The sequence below is a fragment of the Corynebacterium glyciniphilum AJ 3170 genome (genome assembly GCF_000626675.1).
Lineage (GTDB): Bacteria > Actinomycetota > Actinomycetes > Mycobacteriales > Mycobacteriaceae > Corynebacterium > Corynebacterium glyciniphilum.
The window spans coordinates 1,438,003-1,454,551 of the sequence record NZ_CP006842.1 but is presented as its reverse complement, the minus strand read 5'-3'; the positions used below and the strand labels follow the sequence as shown (position 1 = coordinate 1,454,551).

At 63.8% G+C, this 16,549-nt stretch carries 15 protein-coding genes; 6 read left to right on the top strand and 9 right to left on the bottom strand.

Annotation, left to right across the window (positions count from 1 at the left end; translation table 11 throughout):
• Positions 1–97 precede the first annotated feature (97 nt).
• Genes CGLY_RS06875 through CGLY_RS06865 form a run of 3 tightly spaced genes read left to right on the top strand, consistent with a single transcriptional unit; the run spans position 98 to position 4,358 of the window.
• Complete coding sequence (locus CGLY_RS06875; RefSeq protein ID WP_038547818.1) at positions 98–1,918, top strand: ABC transporter ATP-binding protein; 1,821 nt, start codon at positions 98–100, stop codon at positions 1,916–1,918.
• Complete coding sequence (locus CGLY_RS06870) at positions 1,915–3,669, top strand: ABC transporter ATP-binding protein (protein WP_038547815.1); 1,755 nt, start codon at positions 1,915–1,917, stop codon at positions 3,667–3,669. Before CGLY_RS06875 ends, CGLY_RS06870 begins: the two co-directional genes overlap by 4 nt.
• 29 nt (positions 3,670–3,698) lie before the next feature.
• Entirely contained in the window at positions 3,699–4,358 is a 660-nt protein-coding gene (locus CGLY_RS06865; RefSeq protein WP_052539813.1) for a TetR/AcrR family transcriptional regulator, read from the top strand.
• Positions 4,359–4,389: 31 nt separating this feature from the next.
• Here the strand turns inward: CGLY_RS06865 and gatA are convergent, their stop codons facing one another.
• Both gatA and gatC read right to left on the bottom strand, forming a co-directional pair.
• Entirely contained in the window at positions 4,390–5,898 is a 1,509-nt protein-coding gene (gene gatA / locus CGLY_RS06860; RefSeq protein ID WP_038547812.1) for an Asp-tRNA(Asn)/Glu-tRNA(Gln) amidotransferase subunit GatA, read from the bottom strand.
• A gap of 19 nt (positions 5,899–5,917) precedes the next feature.
• Positions 5,918–6,223, bottom strand: coding sequence for an Asp-tRNA(Asn)/Glu-tRNA(Gln) amidotransferase subunit GatC (gatC, locus tag CGLY_RS06855; RefSeq protein ID WP_038547809.1), 306 nt, complete (start codon positions 6,221–6,223; stop codon positions 5,918–5,920).
• 129 nt (positions 6,224–6,352) lie between these two features.
• Here gatC and CGLY_RS06850 point away from each other — a divergent pair, with 129 nt between their 5' ends.
• Positions 6,353–7,012, top strand: a complete 660-nt coding sequence (locus CGLY_RS06850) for an ACT domain-containing protein (protein WP_038547806.1) — start codon at positions 6,353–6,355, stop codon at positions 7,010–7,012.
• A 23-nt stretch (positions 7,013–7,035) separates the two neighbouring features.
• On the opposite strand, the gene CGLY_RS06845 is transcribed toward CGLY_RS06850, so the two are convergent.
• The 5 genes from CGLY_RS06845 to CGLY_RS17955 all read right to left on the bottom strand — a co-directional run bounded on the left by CGLY_RS06845 (position 7,036) and on the right by CGLY_RS17955 (position 11,544).
• Positions 7,036–7,839 (bottom strand): hypothetical protein, encoded by an 804-nt coding sequence (locus CGLY_RS06845; RefSeq protein WP_038547803.1) that lies wholly within the window; start codon positions 7,837–7,839, stop codon positions 7,036–7,038.
• A gap of 212 nt (positions 7,840–8,051) precedes the next feature.
• Positions 8,052–8,999 carry a hypothetical protein gene (locus CGLY_RS16705; RefSeq protein WP_052539810.1) on the bottom strand — a complete coding sequence of 316 codons (948 nt, stop codon included), beginning with the start codon at positions 8,997–8,999 and terminating at the stop codon, positions 8,052–8,054.
• A gap of 11 nt (positions 9,000–9,010) precedes the next feature.
• Positions 9,011–10,546, bottom strand: a complete 1,536-nt coding sequence (ilvA, locus tag CGLY_RS06835; RefSeq protein ID WP_038547789.1) for a threonine ammonia-lyase, biosynthetic — start codon at positions 10,544–10,546, stop codon at positions 9,011–9,013.
• A gap of 39 nt (positions 10,547–10,585) precedes the next feature.
• Entirely contained in the window at positions 10,586–11,272 is a 687-nt protein-coding gene (locus CGLY_RS06830; RefSeq protein ID WP_081803811.1) for a 3'-5' exonuclease, read from the bottom strand.
• A gap of 149 nt (positions 11,273–11,421) precedes the next feature.
• Positions 11,422–11,544 (bottom strand): hypothetical protein, encoded by a 123-nt coding sequence (locus tag CGLY_RS17955; protein WP_255372501.1) that lies wholly within the window; start codon positions 11,542–11,544, stop codon positions 11,422–11,424.
• A 347-nt stretch (positions 11,545–11,891) separates the two neighbouring features.
• Between CGLY_RS17955 and ligA the strand changes: the two genes are divergently transcribed.
• Together ligA and CGLY_RS06820 are read left to right on the top strand one after the other, a co-directional pair.
• Positions 11,892–13,964: an NAD-dependent DNA ligase LigA gene (ligA, locus tag CGLY_RS06825; RefSeq protein WP_052539808.1), complete on the top strand. Its 2,073-nt coding sequence runs from the start codon at positions 11,892–11,894 to the stop codon at positions 13,962–13,964.
• 95 nt (positions 13,965–14,059) lie between these two features.
• Positions 14,060–14,395 carry an antibiotic biosynthesis monooxygenase family protein gene (locus tag CGLY_RS06820; protein ID WP_038547783.1) on the top strand — a complete coding sequence of 112 codons (336 nt, stop codon included), beginning with the start codon at positions 14,060–14,062 and terminating at the stop codon, positions 14,393–14,395.
• Positions 14,396–14,413: 18 nt separating this feature from the next.
• Here CGLY_RS06820 and CGLY_RS06815 read toward each other — a convergent pair whose 3' ends face one another.
• Entirely contained in the window at positions 14,414–15,367 is a 954-nt protein-coding gene (locus tag CGLY_RS06815; RefSeq protein ID WP_227590415.1) for a uroporphyrinogen decarboxylase/cobalamine-independent methonine synthase family protein, read from the bottom strand.
• On the bottom strand, positions 15,364–16,470 hold the full coding sequence (gene mnmA, locus CGLY_RS06810) for a tRNA 2-thiouridine(34) synthase MnmA (protein ID WP_038547780.1): 1,107 nt from the start codon (positions 16,468–16,470) through the stop codon (positions 15,364–15,366). Before mnmA ends, CGLY_RS06815 begins: the two co-directional genes overlap by 4 nt.
• Positions 16,471–16,549: the final 79 nt, after the last annotated feature.

The following is a 16,549-nucleotide window of genomic DNA, read 5'->3' as shown; positions in this document are numbered from 1 at the left end:
GGGTACGCCTTTTCGAGCATGCCCCCTTGTGCGAGAGCCCTATCCCACCTACCATGAATGCCATTAGTTGTTAAGTATGGCATACCTTTGGAGGACCATGTCGCCCGCAGATCCGACGACCGGGACGTCCCCGGAAAAAGACCGGCAGAACGCTGGTGCAGCGGCTCTGAGGGGCCTACTGTCCCCGGTGCCCGGCGCCCTGACCATCGGCCGCATCCTCGCGGTACTCTCCGCGGTCCTGTCCGTTGTCCCCTATGTCGCACTGGTGAAGATCGGTGAAATCCTCCTCCGTGCCTCGGCGACCGGAGACGGGGTCGACGGCGTCGCCGTCAGACAGTGGCTCTTCATTCTCGTCGGCACGTTCAGCGCACGTCTGCTCATCTACTTCGCTGCGCTGACGGTGACCCATGTCGCCGATGTCCGGCTCGGCCACGTCATCCGTAGCAATCTGGTGGCACGTCTGGCGAAAGTCCCGCTGTCCTGGTTCACCGCAACGAACTCCGGCCGGGTCCGCAAAGCGTTGCAGGACGACATCACCACCGTCCACCAGCTCATCGCCCATCAGCCGGTCGAAGGAACGAATGCGATCGTCATGCCGTTGGCCCTGATGGTCTACGCCTTCATCATCGACTGGCGCCTCGGGTTCCTGTCGATCGCGACTCTCCCGCTGTACCTTGTCTCGAATCTGGTGATGTTGCGCGGCATGGGCGAGAAGACCGTAGAAATGGACAGAAAGCTCGGCGACGTGTCAGCGCGGATGGTGGAGTTCGTCACGGGCATCACCGTCGTCAAGGCGTTCGGACAGGTGGGACGAGCCCACAGCCGCTATCAGAAAGCCGCTGACGCTTTCTACAGTTTCTATTTCGCGTGGTGCCAACCAATGATCCGAATGGCGGCACTGGGACAGTCGACTCTCGCAGTACCCCTGCTCCTGCTGATCAACCTCGGTGGCGGCGCGTGGCTGGTCCACAACGGTCATGTTTCCGTAGCGGATGTGACGGCCACGTCGCTCATCGCTTTGCTGGTCCCGTTCGCCATCGAGGTGGGGATGAACTCGCTGTGGTCACGTCAACTCGCCGGACAGGCAGCCCTGCGACTGTCGGCACTTCTGGAGACCCCCTCACTTCAGAACACCGGGGCAGAGCACGAGCTGCGCGGTAGTGCACGCACACCAGGACGCCACGACGTGGTCTTCGACCACGTGACGTTCACCTACGGAGGATCCAACTCCCCTGCAGTAGACGACGCCACCTTCATCCTGCATGAAGACACCATCACCGCACTGGTAGGACCATCAGGTTCAGGGAAATCCACCATCGCCACCCTGCTGGCTCGCTTCGCTGATCCGGACTCCGGCTCCGTGACCATCGGTGGTGTCCCGGTCTCCGACATACCTGACCTGTACTCACATGTCGGTTTCGTCCTGCAGGACCCACAGTTGCTCAGCATCAGCATCCGCGACAACATCGCGCTGGGCCGCCCCGGTGCCACCGACACACAGATCCGTGACGCTGCGCGAGCCGCCCATATTCTCACGGAGATCGAAGCACTCCCCCACGGTCTCGACACCGTCCTCGGCTCAGACTCCGGGTTGTCCGGTGGGCAGGCCCAGCGCATCGCCATCGCCCGCGCATTACTTGTCGACGCCCCTGTACTGATCCTCGACGAAGCCACAGCCCTGACCGACCCGGAGTCACAGCATGAGATTCAACAGGCACTGTCAACACTCGTTCAGGGACGAACCGTCCTGCTGATCGCGCATCGCCCCGAGGTGATCACCGGCGTCGACCAGATTGTCCTCATAGATAACGGTCGTGTCATGGCAACCGGCGACCACGCCAGCATGCTGTCCCAGCCTGGTTACGCCCACCTCTGGGACACCGCCCAGACCGATCACCCCGAAGGACCTCAGCAATGAACCTCCCGTTGACGGACATCATTCCCCGGTGTCGAAGGATGCTCGCGCGTCCCGAGGCGATGCGCGCTGTCATCACCATCGCTGTCATCGCCGGCCTCCTCGAGGGCGCCGCCCTCGGCGCACTCCTGCCTACTGTGACCGCCTTAGCCACCGATAGGACGGTGTGGGGGCTCGGGTTCACCGCCTGGCTGTGGGTTCTCGCCGGCCTCACACTGACCACGTTCGTCGCCAACTACCTCTCAAACCGGTGGGGCTATTCCATCGCGCTGGACTTCCTGAAGAACATTCACCGCCTGGTCGGTAACCGGGTTACCCGACAGCCCCTGGGTTGGTTCGCTCAGTCCCGCGCAGGAAGACTCTCCCGCATCGTCTCCACGGAGCTGATGACCACAGGCGAGATCCTCGCTCACATGATCGTTCCATTGATCAGCAGGACCGCGGCCGCGGGTGTGATCATCGTGGTGTCATGGTGCTGGGATCCGTTACTGGGACTGGTACTGACCGGAGCCGTCCCCGTTTTCATACTGTTGACAATCGCGTCGACAACCCTGATGCGGCGAGCGACCCGCCGTACAACACCGGCACAGGAGGAACTCGCGGACCGCATCGTAGAGTTTGCCCAGTGCCAGGGTGCTCTCCGTTCCTGTGGCCGCAGCGAGGATTTCGGGCCGCTGCGACATGCAATGGATGATGCGCGGACAACAAAGTTGAGAGCGCTCGGCATCGAGACAGGCGGGCTCCTTCTCAGCGGAGCCGCCACACAGGGTGTGATCGTTATCCTGATCAGCGTGACCGGATCCCTCGCCGTGTCCGGAATCCTGGACCCGGTCCCGGCACTCGCATTCATCGGGTTGGCAATGCGTTTCACCAGTACCTTGTCCGCGATCACCGAAAATGCGATGGGTATAGAGGGACGACGTGCGGTCCTTGACGGGCTGGACGAGGTGCTCACCGCAGAACCGTTACCCGAACCGTCCGCTCCCGCAGATCTGACCGCCCCCGGAACAGTGTCGCTGGATCACGTCACTTTCAGTTACTCGGCGGATACGCCTGTCCTCCGCGACGTGACCCTTGAGGTTCCTTCGGGGGAGATGGTCGCCCTGGTCGGCCCGTCCGGATCCGGTAAAACGACGGTAGCCCGCCTTGTCAGCAGGTTCTACGACACGGACACCGGGACAGTCCGCGTCGGCGGTGTTCCGGTGACTTCTCAGACGACGGAGCAGTTGATGTCGCAGCTGTCGATGGTCTTCCAGGACGTCTACCTCTTCGACGACACTCTGTTGGAGAACATCCGCGTGGGCCGCGAGGATGCCACCGACAACGACGTCCTCGAAGCAGCGACCCTGGCCGGAGCCCACCACATTGCCGCGCGTCTGGCAGACGGTTGGGGCAGCCGCGTCGGTGAAGGGGGCCGAGCGCTGTCCGGAGGCGAACGCCAGCGGGTCGCCATAGCCAGGGCCTTGCTCAAGAAGGCGCCGATCGTCCTTCTGGACGAGGCGACCAGCGCACTGGACATCGAGAACGAGGCGAACATTGTCGCTGCGGTCGATACGCTGCGCACACGTGCCACCGTCATCACGATCGCGCACCGGTTGGACACGATTGCCCGCGCCGATGTCATCGTGCAGTTGAATAACCGGGGGCAGGTTGAGGCACAGGGTACGCACGAGGACCTGATGTGTCTGGACGGCACCTACGCCCGGTACTGGAGGCATCTGCACGAAGCCCAGGGATGGCGGCTGGTGGAGTAGACGGCAGGCCGCCCACTACGCTGGGGAGCATGACCGGCTCACCGCACACACCTCTGTCCACCGGGAATCCCGGCAGGAAAACCGGGCCGAAGCCCTCGTTCACCCGGGAAGACGTGCTCGATACTGCGTTGGAGCTCGGAATCGCAGACTTCACTCTGTCCGCCATCGCCCGGCGCCTGGGTGTGGTCACCCCGGCGTTATACCGGGTCTTCCCGTCACGGGACGCGCTCCTCGACGCCTGCCTGGCCCGCGTGGCCGCCACAATCGAGACTCCGGAGACGGGTGCTGCATGGCAGGATGCATTGCGCCTCTGGGCGACAGAATGCTGGCGCATGTGCGAGGAGGTCCCCGGTCTGGCAAAGACGCTGTATGCCTACCCTGCTGCGTTCGCTCACATCGAGGATCCCCTGCGCGGATATGTCCGCATCCTCGAGGAGCACGGCAGGTCCCGGATGCAGGCCGCGTTCGCCCTCGACTTCATCGGAGATACGGTGATGGCCTGCCGCCTCGGCATCGAGAGCATGCGGGCCACTGACTCTGCCGGAACGTCGGGGCTGGAACGGGTTCAGGACCGGATCAGCGCGGACCATCTCTTCCAGCCTGACGATTCCTGGTCGGAGCGGGGGTTCGTCGATGTGAAGGTCAACTTCATCATCGAGGGACTGGAGCGCCACTGGCCGGAGGTCTGATCGCCTCCGTCTGCCGCCCGCGCCAGTAGCGCTACTGTCGGCCCGCCTCGAAGGCCGCACCGACACGGTACAGGCGATCATCGCCGTGTGCCGGACCCATGATCTGCAGACCAACCGGAAGACCTGTGTCCGCGGACAGAGGTCCCGGGACAGACATGCCGCACACACCGGCGAGGTTGAGCGGCAGCGTGCACAGGTCGAAGAGGTACATCGCCAACGGATCGTCGGCCTTCTCCCCCAACTCGAAAGCCGTCGTGGGGGTCACCGGGGACACCAGGACATCCACATCGGCGAATGCCTTGGCGAAATCCTGCGCGATGAGGTTACGGACACGCTGTGCCTGCAGGTAGTAGGCGTCGTAGTATCCGACCGACAGGGCGTAGGTGCCCAGGATGATGCGACGCTTCACCTCCGGCCCGAAACCGGCGGCGCGGGTCGCTGACATCACCTGGTCTGCGGAGTGGTGCCCGTCGTCGAGCTGACGCTGCCCGTACCGCATCCCGTCGAATCTGGCGAGGTTGGAGCTGACTTCGCAGGGCAGGATGAGGTAGTAGGCGTTGAGTGCGTACTCGAAGCTGGGGCAGTCGACCTCCACGATCGTCGCGCCCTGTGCCTTGAGCTGCTCCAGGGATGCCCGGTAGCTCTCGGCTACCCCGGCCTGCAGTCCCTGAACCGTCTCCAGCTGCTTCACCACGCCGACGGTCACGCCGGTCAGGTCACCGTCGGCGCCCTGTCGTGCCGCGTCGACGACGGGAGCGACCGGACGTTCGGAGGACGTGGAGTCCTGCGCGTCGTGCCCCGCGATGACCTCATGCAGCAGTGCGGTGTCCAACACGGTCCGCCCCGTGGGACCACCCTGGTCAAGGGAGGACGCACAGGCGACAAGGCCGTACCGGGAGACGGTGCCGTACGTCGGCTTGACCCCGACGGTGTTGGTCAGCGCTGCCGGCTGGCGGATGGACCCGCCGGTGTCGGTGCCGATGGCCAGCGGCGCCATGCCTGCGGCGAGTGCTGCGGAGGAGCCACCGCCGGAACCGCCGGCGGTACGGCTGAGGTCCCAGGGGTTGTGCGTCGGTCCGTAGGCCGAGTTCTCGGTGGACGAACCCATCGCGAATTCGTCCATGTTCGTCTTGCCCAGGATGGGGATGCCTGCCTCGCGAAGGCGCCGGGTGACGGTGGCGTCGTAGGGACTCATGTACCCCTCGAGCATCTTCGACGCACAGGTCGTCGGCGCATCGGTGGTGACGAAGACGTCCTTCAACGCCAGCGGAACACCAGCCAGAGCGGAAGCGACATGCCCGGAGGCGATGTCCTTGTCCGCCTTCTCCGCTGCCGTGAGAGCCTCTTTCTCCCCCACGTGGAGGAACGCGTGGACGGCCTCATCAACGGCGGCAATGCGGTCCAGGTGCGCGCGGGTGGCGTCAACGGAACTGACCTCTCCGGCGTGGATCTTCTCCGCGAGTTCTGCGGCGGTCCAGGTCGTCAGGTCCGAATCGTCCCGGGTACCGACGGTGTAGGTGGTGCTGTTCACTTCACTCATTTCGCTGTCGTCTCGCCCTCTACTCGCCCAGGATCCGTGGAACCTGGAAACGCTGCTGCGCCTGCTTCGGAGCCTGGTCAAGGGCCTGCTCGGCGGTGAGGGACTCCTGGGGGACGTCCTCACGCATCACCGACACAGCACCGTCGACGTTCTGGGTGGGGTGGCTCAGAGGCTCGACACCGGTGGTGTCGACCTCACGCACGGCGGCAACCGTTTCCACGATGCCGTCGATCTGTGCTGCATAGTGGGTGAGCTCGTCCTCGGTCAGGTCGAGGCGGGAGAGCCTGGCGAGGTGCGCGACCTCGTCACGGGAGATCTCGGACACAGGTGGGTCCCCTTTTCGTCTTCGCTGGGTTTACCCCGACCACTCTAGTAGGACGCTGCGTCGAGCGTACGCTCACCCCGGTTCGCTACAATCGGGGCGTCCACCGTCCTATTTACGCTGAGGTACACCTTGTCCTATCTGATGCGCGTCCGTCTTCCCGATGTCCCCGGTACCCTCGGGCTCATTGCCGCCACGATGGGAACGATCGACGCGGACATCCGCAGCGTGGATGTGGTCGAGCATGATCCTGACGGCACCGTCGTCGACGACGTCGTCGTCGACCTTCCCGCGGGCCGTCTCGCCGACGCGCTGATCAGTGCCGCGCAGGAAGTCGACGGGGTCTACGTCGACTCCATTCGGCCGTTCTCGGGAACAGTCGACCGTAGGGGCCAGATCAGCCTGCTCGCAGAGCTCGCGCGGCACCGGCGCCGCACCGTCGACAGCGTCCAGAAACTGATTGACGCACTCCCGAAGTCGATGTCGGTCCAGTGGGCGGTCATCCTCGAGTCCGGTGAGAAGACCCGGCGCGTCGCAGCCTCGTCCTCCGCCCCGGAGGACGACGGCCGGGTGCTGTCCGAGACTCCCGTCGCCGAGCCCCGTGCCTTGACCGACCGTGACACCTGGGTGCCGTCGAGTTGGACAGTGATGGACTCTGCGTTGGCAGCCACTCCCCTGTCCGGTACGGACTACATCCTGATTCTCGGGCGGCCGGGCGGCCCGGACTTCCTGCTCTCGGAGATCGAGCATCTCGGTGAGGTCGGCGAGATACTCGGCGCGCTACTGAGCTGACACCTCCCGGTACTTTCTGGGAATCACTGCCCGGGCGGGCGGTAGTCGGTCACCGGCTCGCCGGGGTGGAGCTGGTTCCAGACGTCCTGGATTCCCTGATCGGTCAGGGTGACACCGTCAAGGAGTGAAAGCTCCCAGTCGTACCTCGTGGTCGTCCAGAAGTAGGTATACGGTGCGGCGGGGAGTCTGTCGCGTGTTCCCCGCAACCGCCTACCCAGGCTAAATCCGTCGCAGACGGCCGTGAATTCTCCGGTAGTGTCGTTGTGGTGTGGTACCGATGTCGGAGTCAGGTCAATCGTCACCGGTAGCGGCAAGAACGCTTCGTCGGCCATAGGGTCAGCAACAACGTTGTCGAGCAACCACTCTCGGCTCCGCTGGCGCTTGTCCTCCTGTTTCCGGGACTGCGCCAGTTTCCTCCGCCGCTCGAGGTCCTCGGCAGGAATGACATCTCCGTCCCAGGTGAACAGCCCCGGGTCAAGTTCGGATCCTATATCAGGGGCTGCGAAGTACTCCCGGTAACCGGAATCCACGTCACCTAGTGCGAGAAGGTAGAACGTTTCACAGTCGATCCACACCCGTACACCGCCGACAGTGATCTCCCAGGCGTCACGACCCTCGATCTGCTCGTTGTACACGTCGGTCGTGTGCTGGTCACTGATATCCCACTGGGCAGCCGGCGGCGGCAGGATGAGCCACTGTGCTTCGCACGAATACCGCAAATCCCCTGGCGTACCGAGTTGGGGGCGCCTGGGATTGTCCTGGAAATCCCAGACCGATTCGCCGTCGGTGATGTACAGCGGGTACCGGTTCTTCTCCACTCGCAGCATAGGCCCGTCCCGCCACACCTCGAGGTCAGATGCATGCAGGGTTCCGAGGGCGCGATTGGTGACGTCAATGAAACTCGGCCCCGGCCCCCAGGGATATCGGCCGTTAACATAGTCCCACCGGGAACTTCTCCGCCCATACCACCGGACCCGTGCGTGCAGTGTGGACCGCGGGATGCTGACGAGTCTGCGTCGAATCTCATCCCAGGTCGTCGTCATCCCTGGCCCCCGAAACGTCTCCCGAGTTCATCCCGCACAGCATCGTCACAGATCACATGGGGGTTCTCAAATCTGAATGCCCAATCGTAGCCTGCAGTCGACCACCGTACGATGGCATCGTGATCACCGTCATCACCGACGGCTGCCTCTCCCCCACGCCGGGTCATCGAGTAGTAGGCTCCCTCGCTCCGTGCAAGGAAACCACCTCCGTCACGTCGCCCGATGTCCTGCGGCGCAATGTCGACGATGGCAGATGCGGTGAGACTTCCTGACATGATGTTGTCGACAAACCATTCGACCCCAGTCTTCCGTAGCACTTCAAGTTCTTTCGCGATCAACTCATGGCGTTCAGACTGCGTCAGGGATGGGCCGTCCCAGGTGAACAATGAGTCGTCGAGTGGGATACCAATCTCCGGGGATTCGAACCATCGTCCATAGTCCCCCGCTTCCGAGGATTCGTTCACTTCGCCCAGCGGGTACCCGGAGTCCCGGTCGACCCACATTCGCAACGGTCCGGCCTTGCGCGGTGGCGCTTTCAGCGCAACAGTCCAGCAGTCCCGCCCCTGGAACTCTTCCACGGTGACCGGACCTTCGGGAGTCGTGAAATCGGATCCCTGCCAGTCGCTGGACCGCCTGGGCGCGCACAGGCCCTGTGCGGGACCGCAGTACACCGCCTTCCGTGCATCACTAGCGACAGGACGTCCGTCTGATCCTTGCACACCGGTCGCCTCCTCGAAGGACCAGGTCGTCTCCCCGTCGCAGATATAGTCGGGCGAACCGTCCTTCTCCACGCGGAGTTTCCTGCCCTGCCGCCACACTTCGTAGCGGACGTCCGAGTCGCCGTCGCCGCGCATCACCAACGTCGCATGCAATGAATCGGACGGGTAGCCGAGCAGGATCGGGAGCAGCTCATTCCATTCGATCCCCGTACTCTGCCGCTCCATCCGTCTGACTCCTACTCCCCGGCCGGGGCAAGGAAGAGCTGGTAGGACGGGTTGTCGGTCACCTCGGTGAAGGGATAGCCCAGGTCGCTGAGATGGGATTCGAAGTCTGCGGAGTGTGCATCCTCGAACGCGGCGAGGATCCGTCCGTAGTCCATTCCCTGACTCCGGTAGTGGAAGGCGGTGATATTCCAGTTCGTGCCGAGAACATCAAGGAAATGCACCAGCGCGCCCGGGTGCTCCGGAAACTCAAAGGAGAACATCCGTTCGTTGACGAAGGCTGGCGGCACACCACCGATCATGTAGCGGATATGTTCCTTGGCGACTTCATCGTCCGACAGGTCCACCACGTCGTAGCCCGCGTCAGCCAGAGCATCCGCAATCGCTTCCCGCTCCGTGACACCTTCCTTGAGCTGGACACCGACGAAGATCCGCGCTCGGCGGTCATCGCCGCGCTCACCGACGCGATAGTTGAACTCCGTGACCATCCGACCGTTGAGGACCTCACAGAACTTGAAGAACGCGCCCTGTTCCTCCGGGATAGTGACCGCGAAGATCGCCTCTCCACCTTCGCCGAGTTCCGCCCGCTCGGAGATGTAGCGCAGGGTGTGGAAGTTCAGGTTGGCGCCGGAGAGCACGTTCACCAGGGTCTCGTCCTGGATGTCATTGGCCGCGGCATACTTCTTGAGTCCCGCCAGGGACACCGCGCCTGCCGGCTCAGCGATCGCCCGCGTGTCGTCGAAAAGGTCCTTGATGGCTGCGCTGATCTCATCGGAGCTGACCGTGACGACTTCGTCCAGGTACTCCCTGCACAGTCGGAAGGTCTCGGCACCGATCTTGCGGACAGCCACGCCTTCGGCGAAGAGGCTGACATGCTCAAGTTCGACCGGTTCACCGGCCCACAGCGCTGCAGTGAGGCATGCGGACTCCTCGGGTTCCACGCCGATGACCTGAATCTCCGGGTTCAGTTCCTTCAGCAGTACAGCGACACCGGCGGCCAAGCCGCCGCCGCCGACGGGAACGAAAACACGGTCGACGGGGCCAGCCTGGAAGATCTCCAGTCCGATGGTGCCCTGGCCGGCGATCACCGCTTCATTGTCGAACGGTGGGACGTAGACCAGGCCTTCGGTCTCCGAGAGCTCCTTGGCCTTCCCCTGTGCCGCGTCGAAGTTCTCACCGTGCAGCACAACGTCGCCGCCGAACCCGCGCACCGCGTCCACTTTGATGGACGGGGTGGTCACCGGCATGACGATGACCGACCGGATACCGAGTTCGCGTCCGGACAGCGCCACGCCCTGCGCGTGGTTCCCCGCTGAGGCGGTGATCACACCGGCACAGCCGGTGAGCTGCGACATCCGGTTGAACGCGCCACGCAGCTTGAAACTGTGGACGGGTTGAAGGTCTTCACGCTTGACCAGGACACGGTTGCCCGTCTTCTCCGACAAAGCATCCATGGTGTCCAGGGGCGTGTGCTTGGCCGCGCGGTAGACCGGCGCGGCAACGATGTCGCGGAGGTATTCGGCCGAGGTCTTCGTCACGGAGTTAGCCATGGTGGTCAATCGTACTGAACGGCTGTATCCGACCGGTCACTAGGACTGTACGGGCCAGGAGGTGTTGACCGTGGCTGCACGGTCCGTCTGCCCTTTGTCCTCGAAGTACTTCTTGAGTCCGGACTGCGACTCGTAGTGCCAGGTTGCCTGGTTGAGCATGAGTTCGTCCGCACTGACCTCGGAAAGTTCGGGGTAGGCACGGGCAAGTTTCCATGCCACTCTGGCAGCTGCCAGAGCATCTGCCGTGGCCTCGTGCGCGTTGCCCAGCGTCACACCCCAGTGGGCACACACCGGTTCCAGCTGCCGTTTACCTTTGCGGTACGGATCTTTCGCTTTGTCGATGACTAGAGGGTCGACGACCGGGCCGTCCACGGTGAACGTGGGATCCAGGCTCCGGAGAACCGTAAGGTCGTACGCGGCGTTGTACACGATCAGTGTCGCTCCATCGCGCCATCCCGCCCGGATCCGCTCGATCGTCTCAGCGAGGACCTCATCATGAGGGCGCCCGTGTTCCCGGGCGTACTCCGTGGAGATGCCGTGGACTTTCGCCGCCCCTTCAGGAATCGGGATACCCGGGTCAGCGAGCATCTCCAGGTCATCACGTTGACGACCGTTGATCGAGATCAGGGCACTGGTCACGATGCGTGCGGTAAGCGGGTCCGTACCTGTGGTCTCCAGGTCGAAGCTGAGGAGATGGGTCGGATCGAAATGCGCGGCGGTCGTCATAGGTGCCACTCTATAACGCCGCCCGGACACCAATGCCGCGGTGTACTCGACATACGACATCGCCCGGGCACACGGTCGATCTGGCCGTGCGCCCGGGCGACGTCACCGCAGGGAATGACGGGCACAATACCCCTGCGCCCCGTGCGGACTTAGACGAGGAAGTCGTCATGCTCCGGCGTGTCGACGGCGATGGCCTCGTCGTCTCCGAAGAGGAAGTAGTTGGCGCCGGAGGTCATCTCGTTGATCTCTTCACGGCTGAGCAGGTTGAACATGTGATCGTCCTTTCCGAAATGCAGCCATCTGAACTATTCGCTGGTCTGCGAGGGGGTGTTCTTCTTGACACGGCCAACGCTAGATTTTGCCCGGTGAACAGTTCCACCCCTTCCCGTAGAGGACCACCCCGATACCTACATCACATTCAGCTGATCACCGCAGGCCATCGGCCCGACCTCCGCCGCATCTAGTTATGCAGACCGCAAGAAGCCCCACCCCCGCCTGCAGTGGGGCGCATCACATCAGCCCCTCCTACTGTGAAGACACACTCACATACCGACAGAACAATTGCCCATGCACCGGATGGAGCTCCCCAGTCGACGCTGCGCTCACTACACTGGCGACGGTGACTGAGACACCGACTGAGACATCGCCAGAGACGCCTGAAACGCCTGAGGACCGTTGGAACCGTCTGGCCGCTGACATCCGCCGACACCGGGAGCTGTACTACTACGAGGCACCCGAAGTCTCCGACGCCGACTTCGACGCGATGATGCGCGAGTTGCAGGAGCTGGAAGAAGCTCATCCTGAAGCCGTGCAGGGACCGAGCCCTACCGAGGAAGTCGCTCCGTCCCCGGAGAACTCACCGTTCCGCAACGTCGACCACCGGGAGCCGATGCTCAGCCTCGACAACGTCTTCAGCCTCGACGAAATGCGGGAGTGGCTGACCAGGACCCCCGCACCGACCTATCTTACCGAGCTGAAGATCGATGGTGCTTCGATTGATCTTCTGTACATCGACGGCCGTCTGAACCTCGCTCTCACCCGAGGTGACGGTGTCACCGGTGAAGATGTCACCCACAACGCGCGGACACTCGATGACATCCCCGACGTTCTCACCGGTACCGACGAGTTCCCGGTCCCCTCTCTCGTGGAGATCAGGGGAGAGATCTTCATCACTGTCGAGGACTTCGCGACGATGAACGCAGACCGGCAGGCCGAGGGAAAGAAGATGTTCGCGAATCCCCGGAACGCCGCAGCCGGCGCAATGCGGCAGAAGAACCCGGAGGAAACAGCCAAACGGCCCCTCCGTCTGATCTGCCACGGCATCGGGGCCAGGGAAGGATTCGAACCTGCCAGCCAGCACGACGGCTACCGGGCGATCGAGGCGTGGGGGCTTCCCGTCAGTCCGTACACCAGGCAGGTCCACTCCGCCGACGAGGTCCTCGACGCCGTCACGTACTGGGGCGAGCACCGACACGACGCCGCTCACGAGATGGACGGACTCGTCGTGAAGATCGACGACGTCACCGAGCAGCAGAACCTCGGCTCCACAAGCCGCGCACCACGATGGGCGATCGCCTACAAGTACCCACCGGAGGAGGCGGTGACGACCGTGGAGTCCATCCGCGTAGGTATCGGGAGAACCGGTCGCGCGACCCCGTACGCGGTGATGACACCCACTTATGTCGCAGGTTCAACGGTCACCATGGCAACGCTGCACAACGCCACTGAGGCACACCGCAAGGGCGTCCGCCTCGGAGACCGCGCGATGATCCGTAAGGCCGGCGAGGTCATTCCCGAGGTTCTGGGCCCGGTGGAGACAGCCCGCACCGGAGACGAACGGGAGTACGTGTATCCCTCACTGTGTCCGGAATGTGGGACCCCGCTCTCCCCCACCAAAGAGGGTGACGCCGACTGGCGCTGCCCCAACACCCGGTACTGCCCCGGCCAACTGCAGAACCGGTTGAACTACCTGGCCGGGCGTGGTGCCTTCGACATTGACGCGCTCGGTGAGCGTGCCGCCCACGACCTCATCGCGTCGGGGGTGTTGCCGGATGAAGGCCACCTCTTCTCACTCACCGCGGAGACACTGGCCACCACGAGCGCCTACACCACCAAGGCAGGGACGCTGAACAAGCAGGGCAAGGTTCTCCTCGACAATCTTGAGGAGGCGAAGGGGGTCGACCTGTGGCGGGTCATCACCGCACTGTCGATCCGCCACGTCGGCCCCACGGCTGCCAAGGCACTTGCGGCGAACCTGCAGTCCATTCCCGTCATCGATAAGACGTCTGTCGAGGACATGGCCGAGATCGACGGGGTCGGTGGAATCATCGCGCAGTCGGTCAAGGACTGGTTCGCCGTTGACTGGCACAGGGAAATCGTCGATGCCTGGGCAGCGGCCGGCGTCCGGATGGAACAGATCGTGGAAGCGTCCGAGCTGCCCGAGCAGACCCTCGCAGGGCTGACCGTGGTCGTCACCGGATCATTGGCGCACTTCGATCGGACGGAGGCCAAGGAAGCGGTGGAGTCGAGGGGAGGAAAGGCTTCCGGGTCTGTGTCGAAAAAGACCGACTTCGTCGTTGCCGGGGAGAAAGCAGGATCGAAGCTGGCAAAGGCCGAGGACCTCGGTGTGCCGGTGCTCGACGAGGCCGGATTCGAGAAACTGCTCGCCTCCGGACCGGACGCGGTGCGCTGACGTCTCCGGCGGTCCCCGTCACCGCGCCCCGCGGACGCGGCCTCCACGGTAGGCTCGCACCTGAGACACTTGCCCTCACCATAGTCAGGAGTTCCATGTCCGTCGTGAAGATCAACGCCATCGACGTACCCGAGGGCGCCGGCCCCGAGCTGGAGAAACGGTTCGCAGCACGTGCCCACACTGTCGACTCCTCCCCCGGATTCGAAGGTTTCCAGCTGCTGCGACCGACCAAGGGCGATGACCGGTATTTCGTGGTCACCACCTGGGCATCTGAAGAAGACTTCCAGACCTGGGCGGCAGGCCCGGCTAAGGCCGCACACAGCGGGCCGCATGGCGACGAGGAAAAGAAGCCGGTGGCTACCGGGGCTTCACTGCTGGAGTTCGAGGTCGTGGACCTTGACGCGATCAGCGCGCAGACCTCCGACGACTAGGCCTGCCTGCGACCTTACTCAGTTGCGGTGCAGCAATGCCGCAGCTCCCCGCACGGTCCGTGCCAGTTCAGCTGCCGCACCGGGCTTCAGGATCCCCTCGCCCACCGCAACCAGGTCAACCTGAGGCTCCGGCGTCGCCACATCGAAGGTCCACTGTCTCCACGTCCGGATGACACTGCGCGCGATGTCTTCACTGGTCTGTCCGTCATCAACCCGCCAGGCAACCGAGGCACCACCGTCAACCATCCGCGCGACGCTGTCTGTCAGACCATCAACGACAATGCAATCCGCCCCGGTGTGTGTCACCTCAGGCCACTCGACGCCACTGTCGAAGATGACTGACCGTTCGCCCCCGCCTCGCACCTGTTCGATGAAACGGCGCTCGACATTCACCGCGACCTCGCGGTCAACCTGCATGGTCTCGAACTCCGTCGCTCCCTGCAACCGCGAAGCAACCTCGCCGAGTCGCCGCTCGTGGACATGCACCACAGACGCTCCGACAGCATCACAGAACTCCTTCACCCCCTCGCCAAGAGACAGGGCGATGTCCCGGAATGCCGGGCGGTCGAAACACAGTGGATGCCCTCGATACTCGACAGACGCCCCGAACGTCCAGGGGCCGGACACGTGCACCATCAGCCGATCCGTGCCGGGCATCACCTCGGCGACAATGTCAGCCAGCTCGTGGAGCCGGCCGAGGAAGTGGCGTGCATCCAGTGTTTTTCCCGGGGCAACTTCCCAGCCGCGCGCATGGGACCGCAGGTACGGGCCCCCGACAAGCGCGCCCATCGCGGCCGTCGCCGGCAACAGGTCGCTCTGCGGCAGGCTCAACGGAGGAACCACCCCGATGTCCTCATCCACGTCACGGGTGCGTCGGGACGCCGCAGCCAGAGCAGAGCGAAGGTCGGCGTGGTCGGTCACCACGTCCTCCCACCAGCCGAAACGCAGTGGTCCGTCCTCTCCCGGGTTCACGCCGACTGAGCCTGCTTGTCGGCCGTCCACGGCACGGTGGCACAGATAGTGCCTGATCCGAGCAGGATGTCACCGTCTGTGTCAGGGAGGTAGACCACCGCCGCCTGTCCGCGTGCGACACCTCGCAGGGGTTCGTGGAGGTCGAGGGCGACGGACTCGCCGCTGAGCGTCGCGGTCGCCGGGACTACGCCGCCATGGGCGCGGACCTGGACGTCACAGTCAAAGATGGTGCCGTGTTTGGACGGGTCCAGACGCTTGAGTCGGTCGGCCGTGATGTGGCCGACACGCAGGTCCTCCCGGCCGCCCACGGTGACCGTCCCGGTGGAGGCGTCAATGTCAGTGACGTACCTCGGTTGTCCGTCGGCCGCGGGGCCAGCGACACCGAGACCCTTACGCTGCCCGATGGTGAAGCCGTACACACCGTCGTGTTCGGCGAGAGTCTCACCATCGACCGACTTCACCATCCCGGGGCGCAGCCCGATCTGCTTACCGAGGAACGCCTGGGTGTTGCCGTCCGGGATGAAGCAGATGTCGTGACTGTCCGGCTTCGACGCCACCCCCATGCCGAGATCCTTCGCCTCGGCGCGGATGTCCGGTTTCACGGTGTCACCGACAGGGAACATGCAGTGCGACAGTTGCTCATCATCGAGCACACCGAGGACATACGACTGGTCCTTGTTGTCGTCGATGCCGCGACGCATCACGCCGTCGTGCAGACGGGCGTAGTGCCCGGTGACCACGGCGTCGAACCCGAGCGCAATCGACCGGTCCAGCAGCGCCTCGAACTTGATCTTCTCGTTGCAGCGCAGGCAGGGGTTGGGCGTCTCCCCGATCTCGTAGGACTCCACGAAGTTATCGATGACATCAGCTTTAAACCGGTCGGAGAAGTCCCACACGTAGAAAGGAATTCCGAGGGAGTCGCACACCCGTCGGGCATCGGCGGAGTCCTCCAGTGAACAGCATCCCCGCGATCCTGCCCGGACAGCCTCCGGCGACTGACTCAACGCCAGATGCACACCGACGACGTCATGCCCTGCCTCCAGCGCCCGTGCTGCAGCCACGGAAGAGTCCACTCCCCCGCTCATCGCTGCGACAACCCGCATACCTTCCTCTTCTCTCCCGTGCACACCGGTGCACGTCGGTGATCGTGTGTGACCGCCAGCTCTCGAGGCCCCTGCAGTC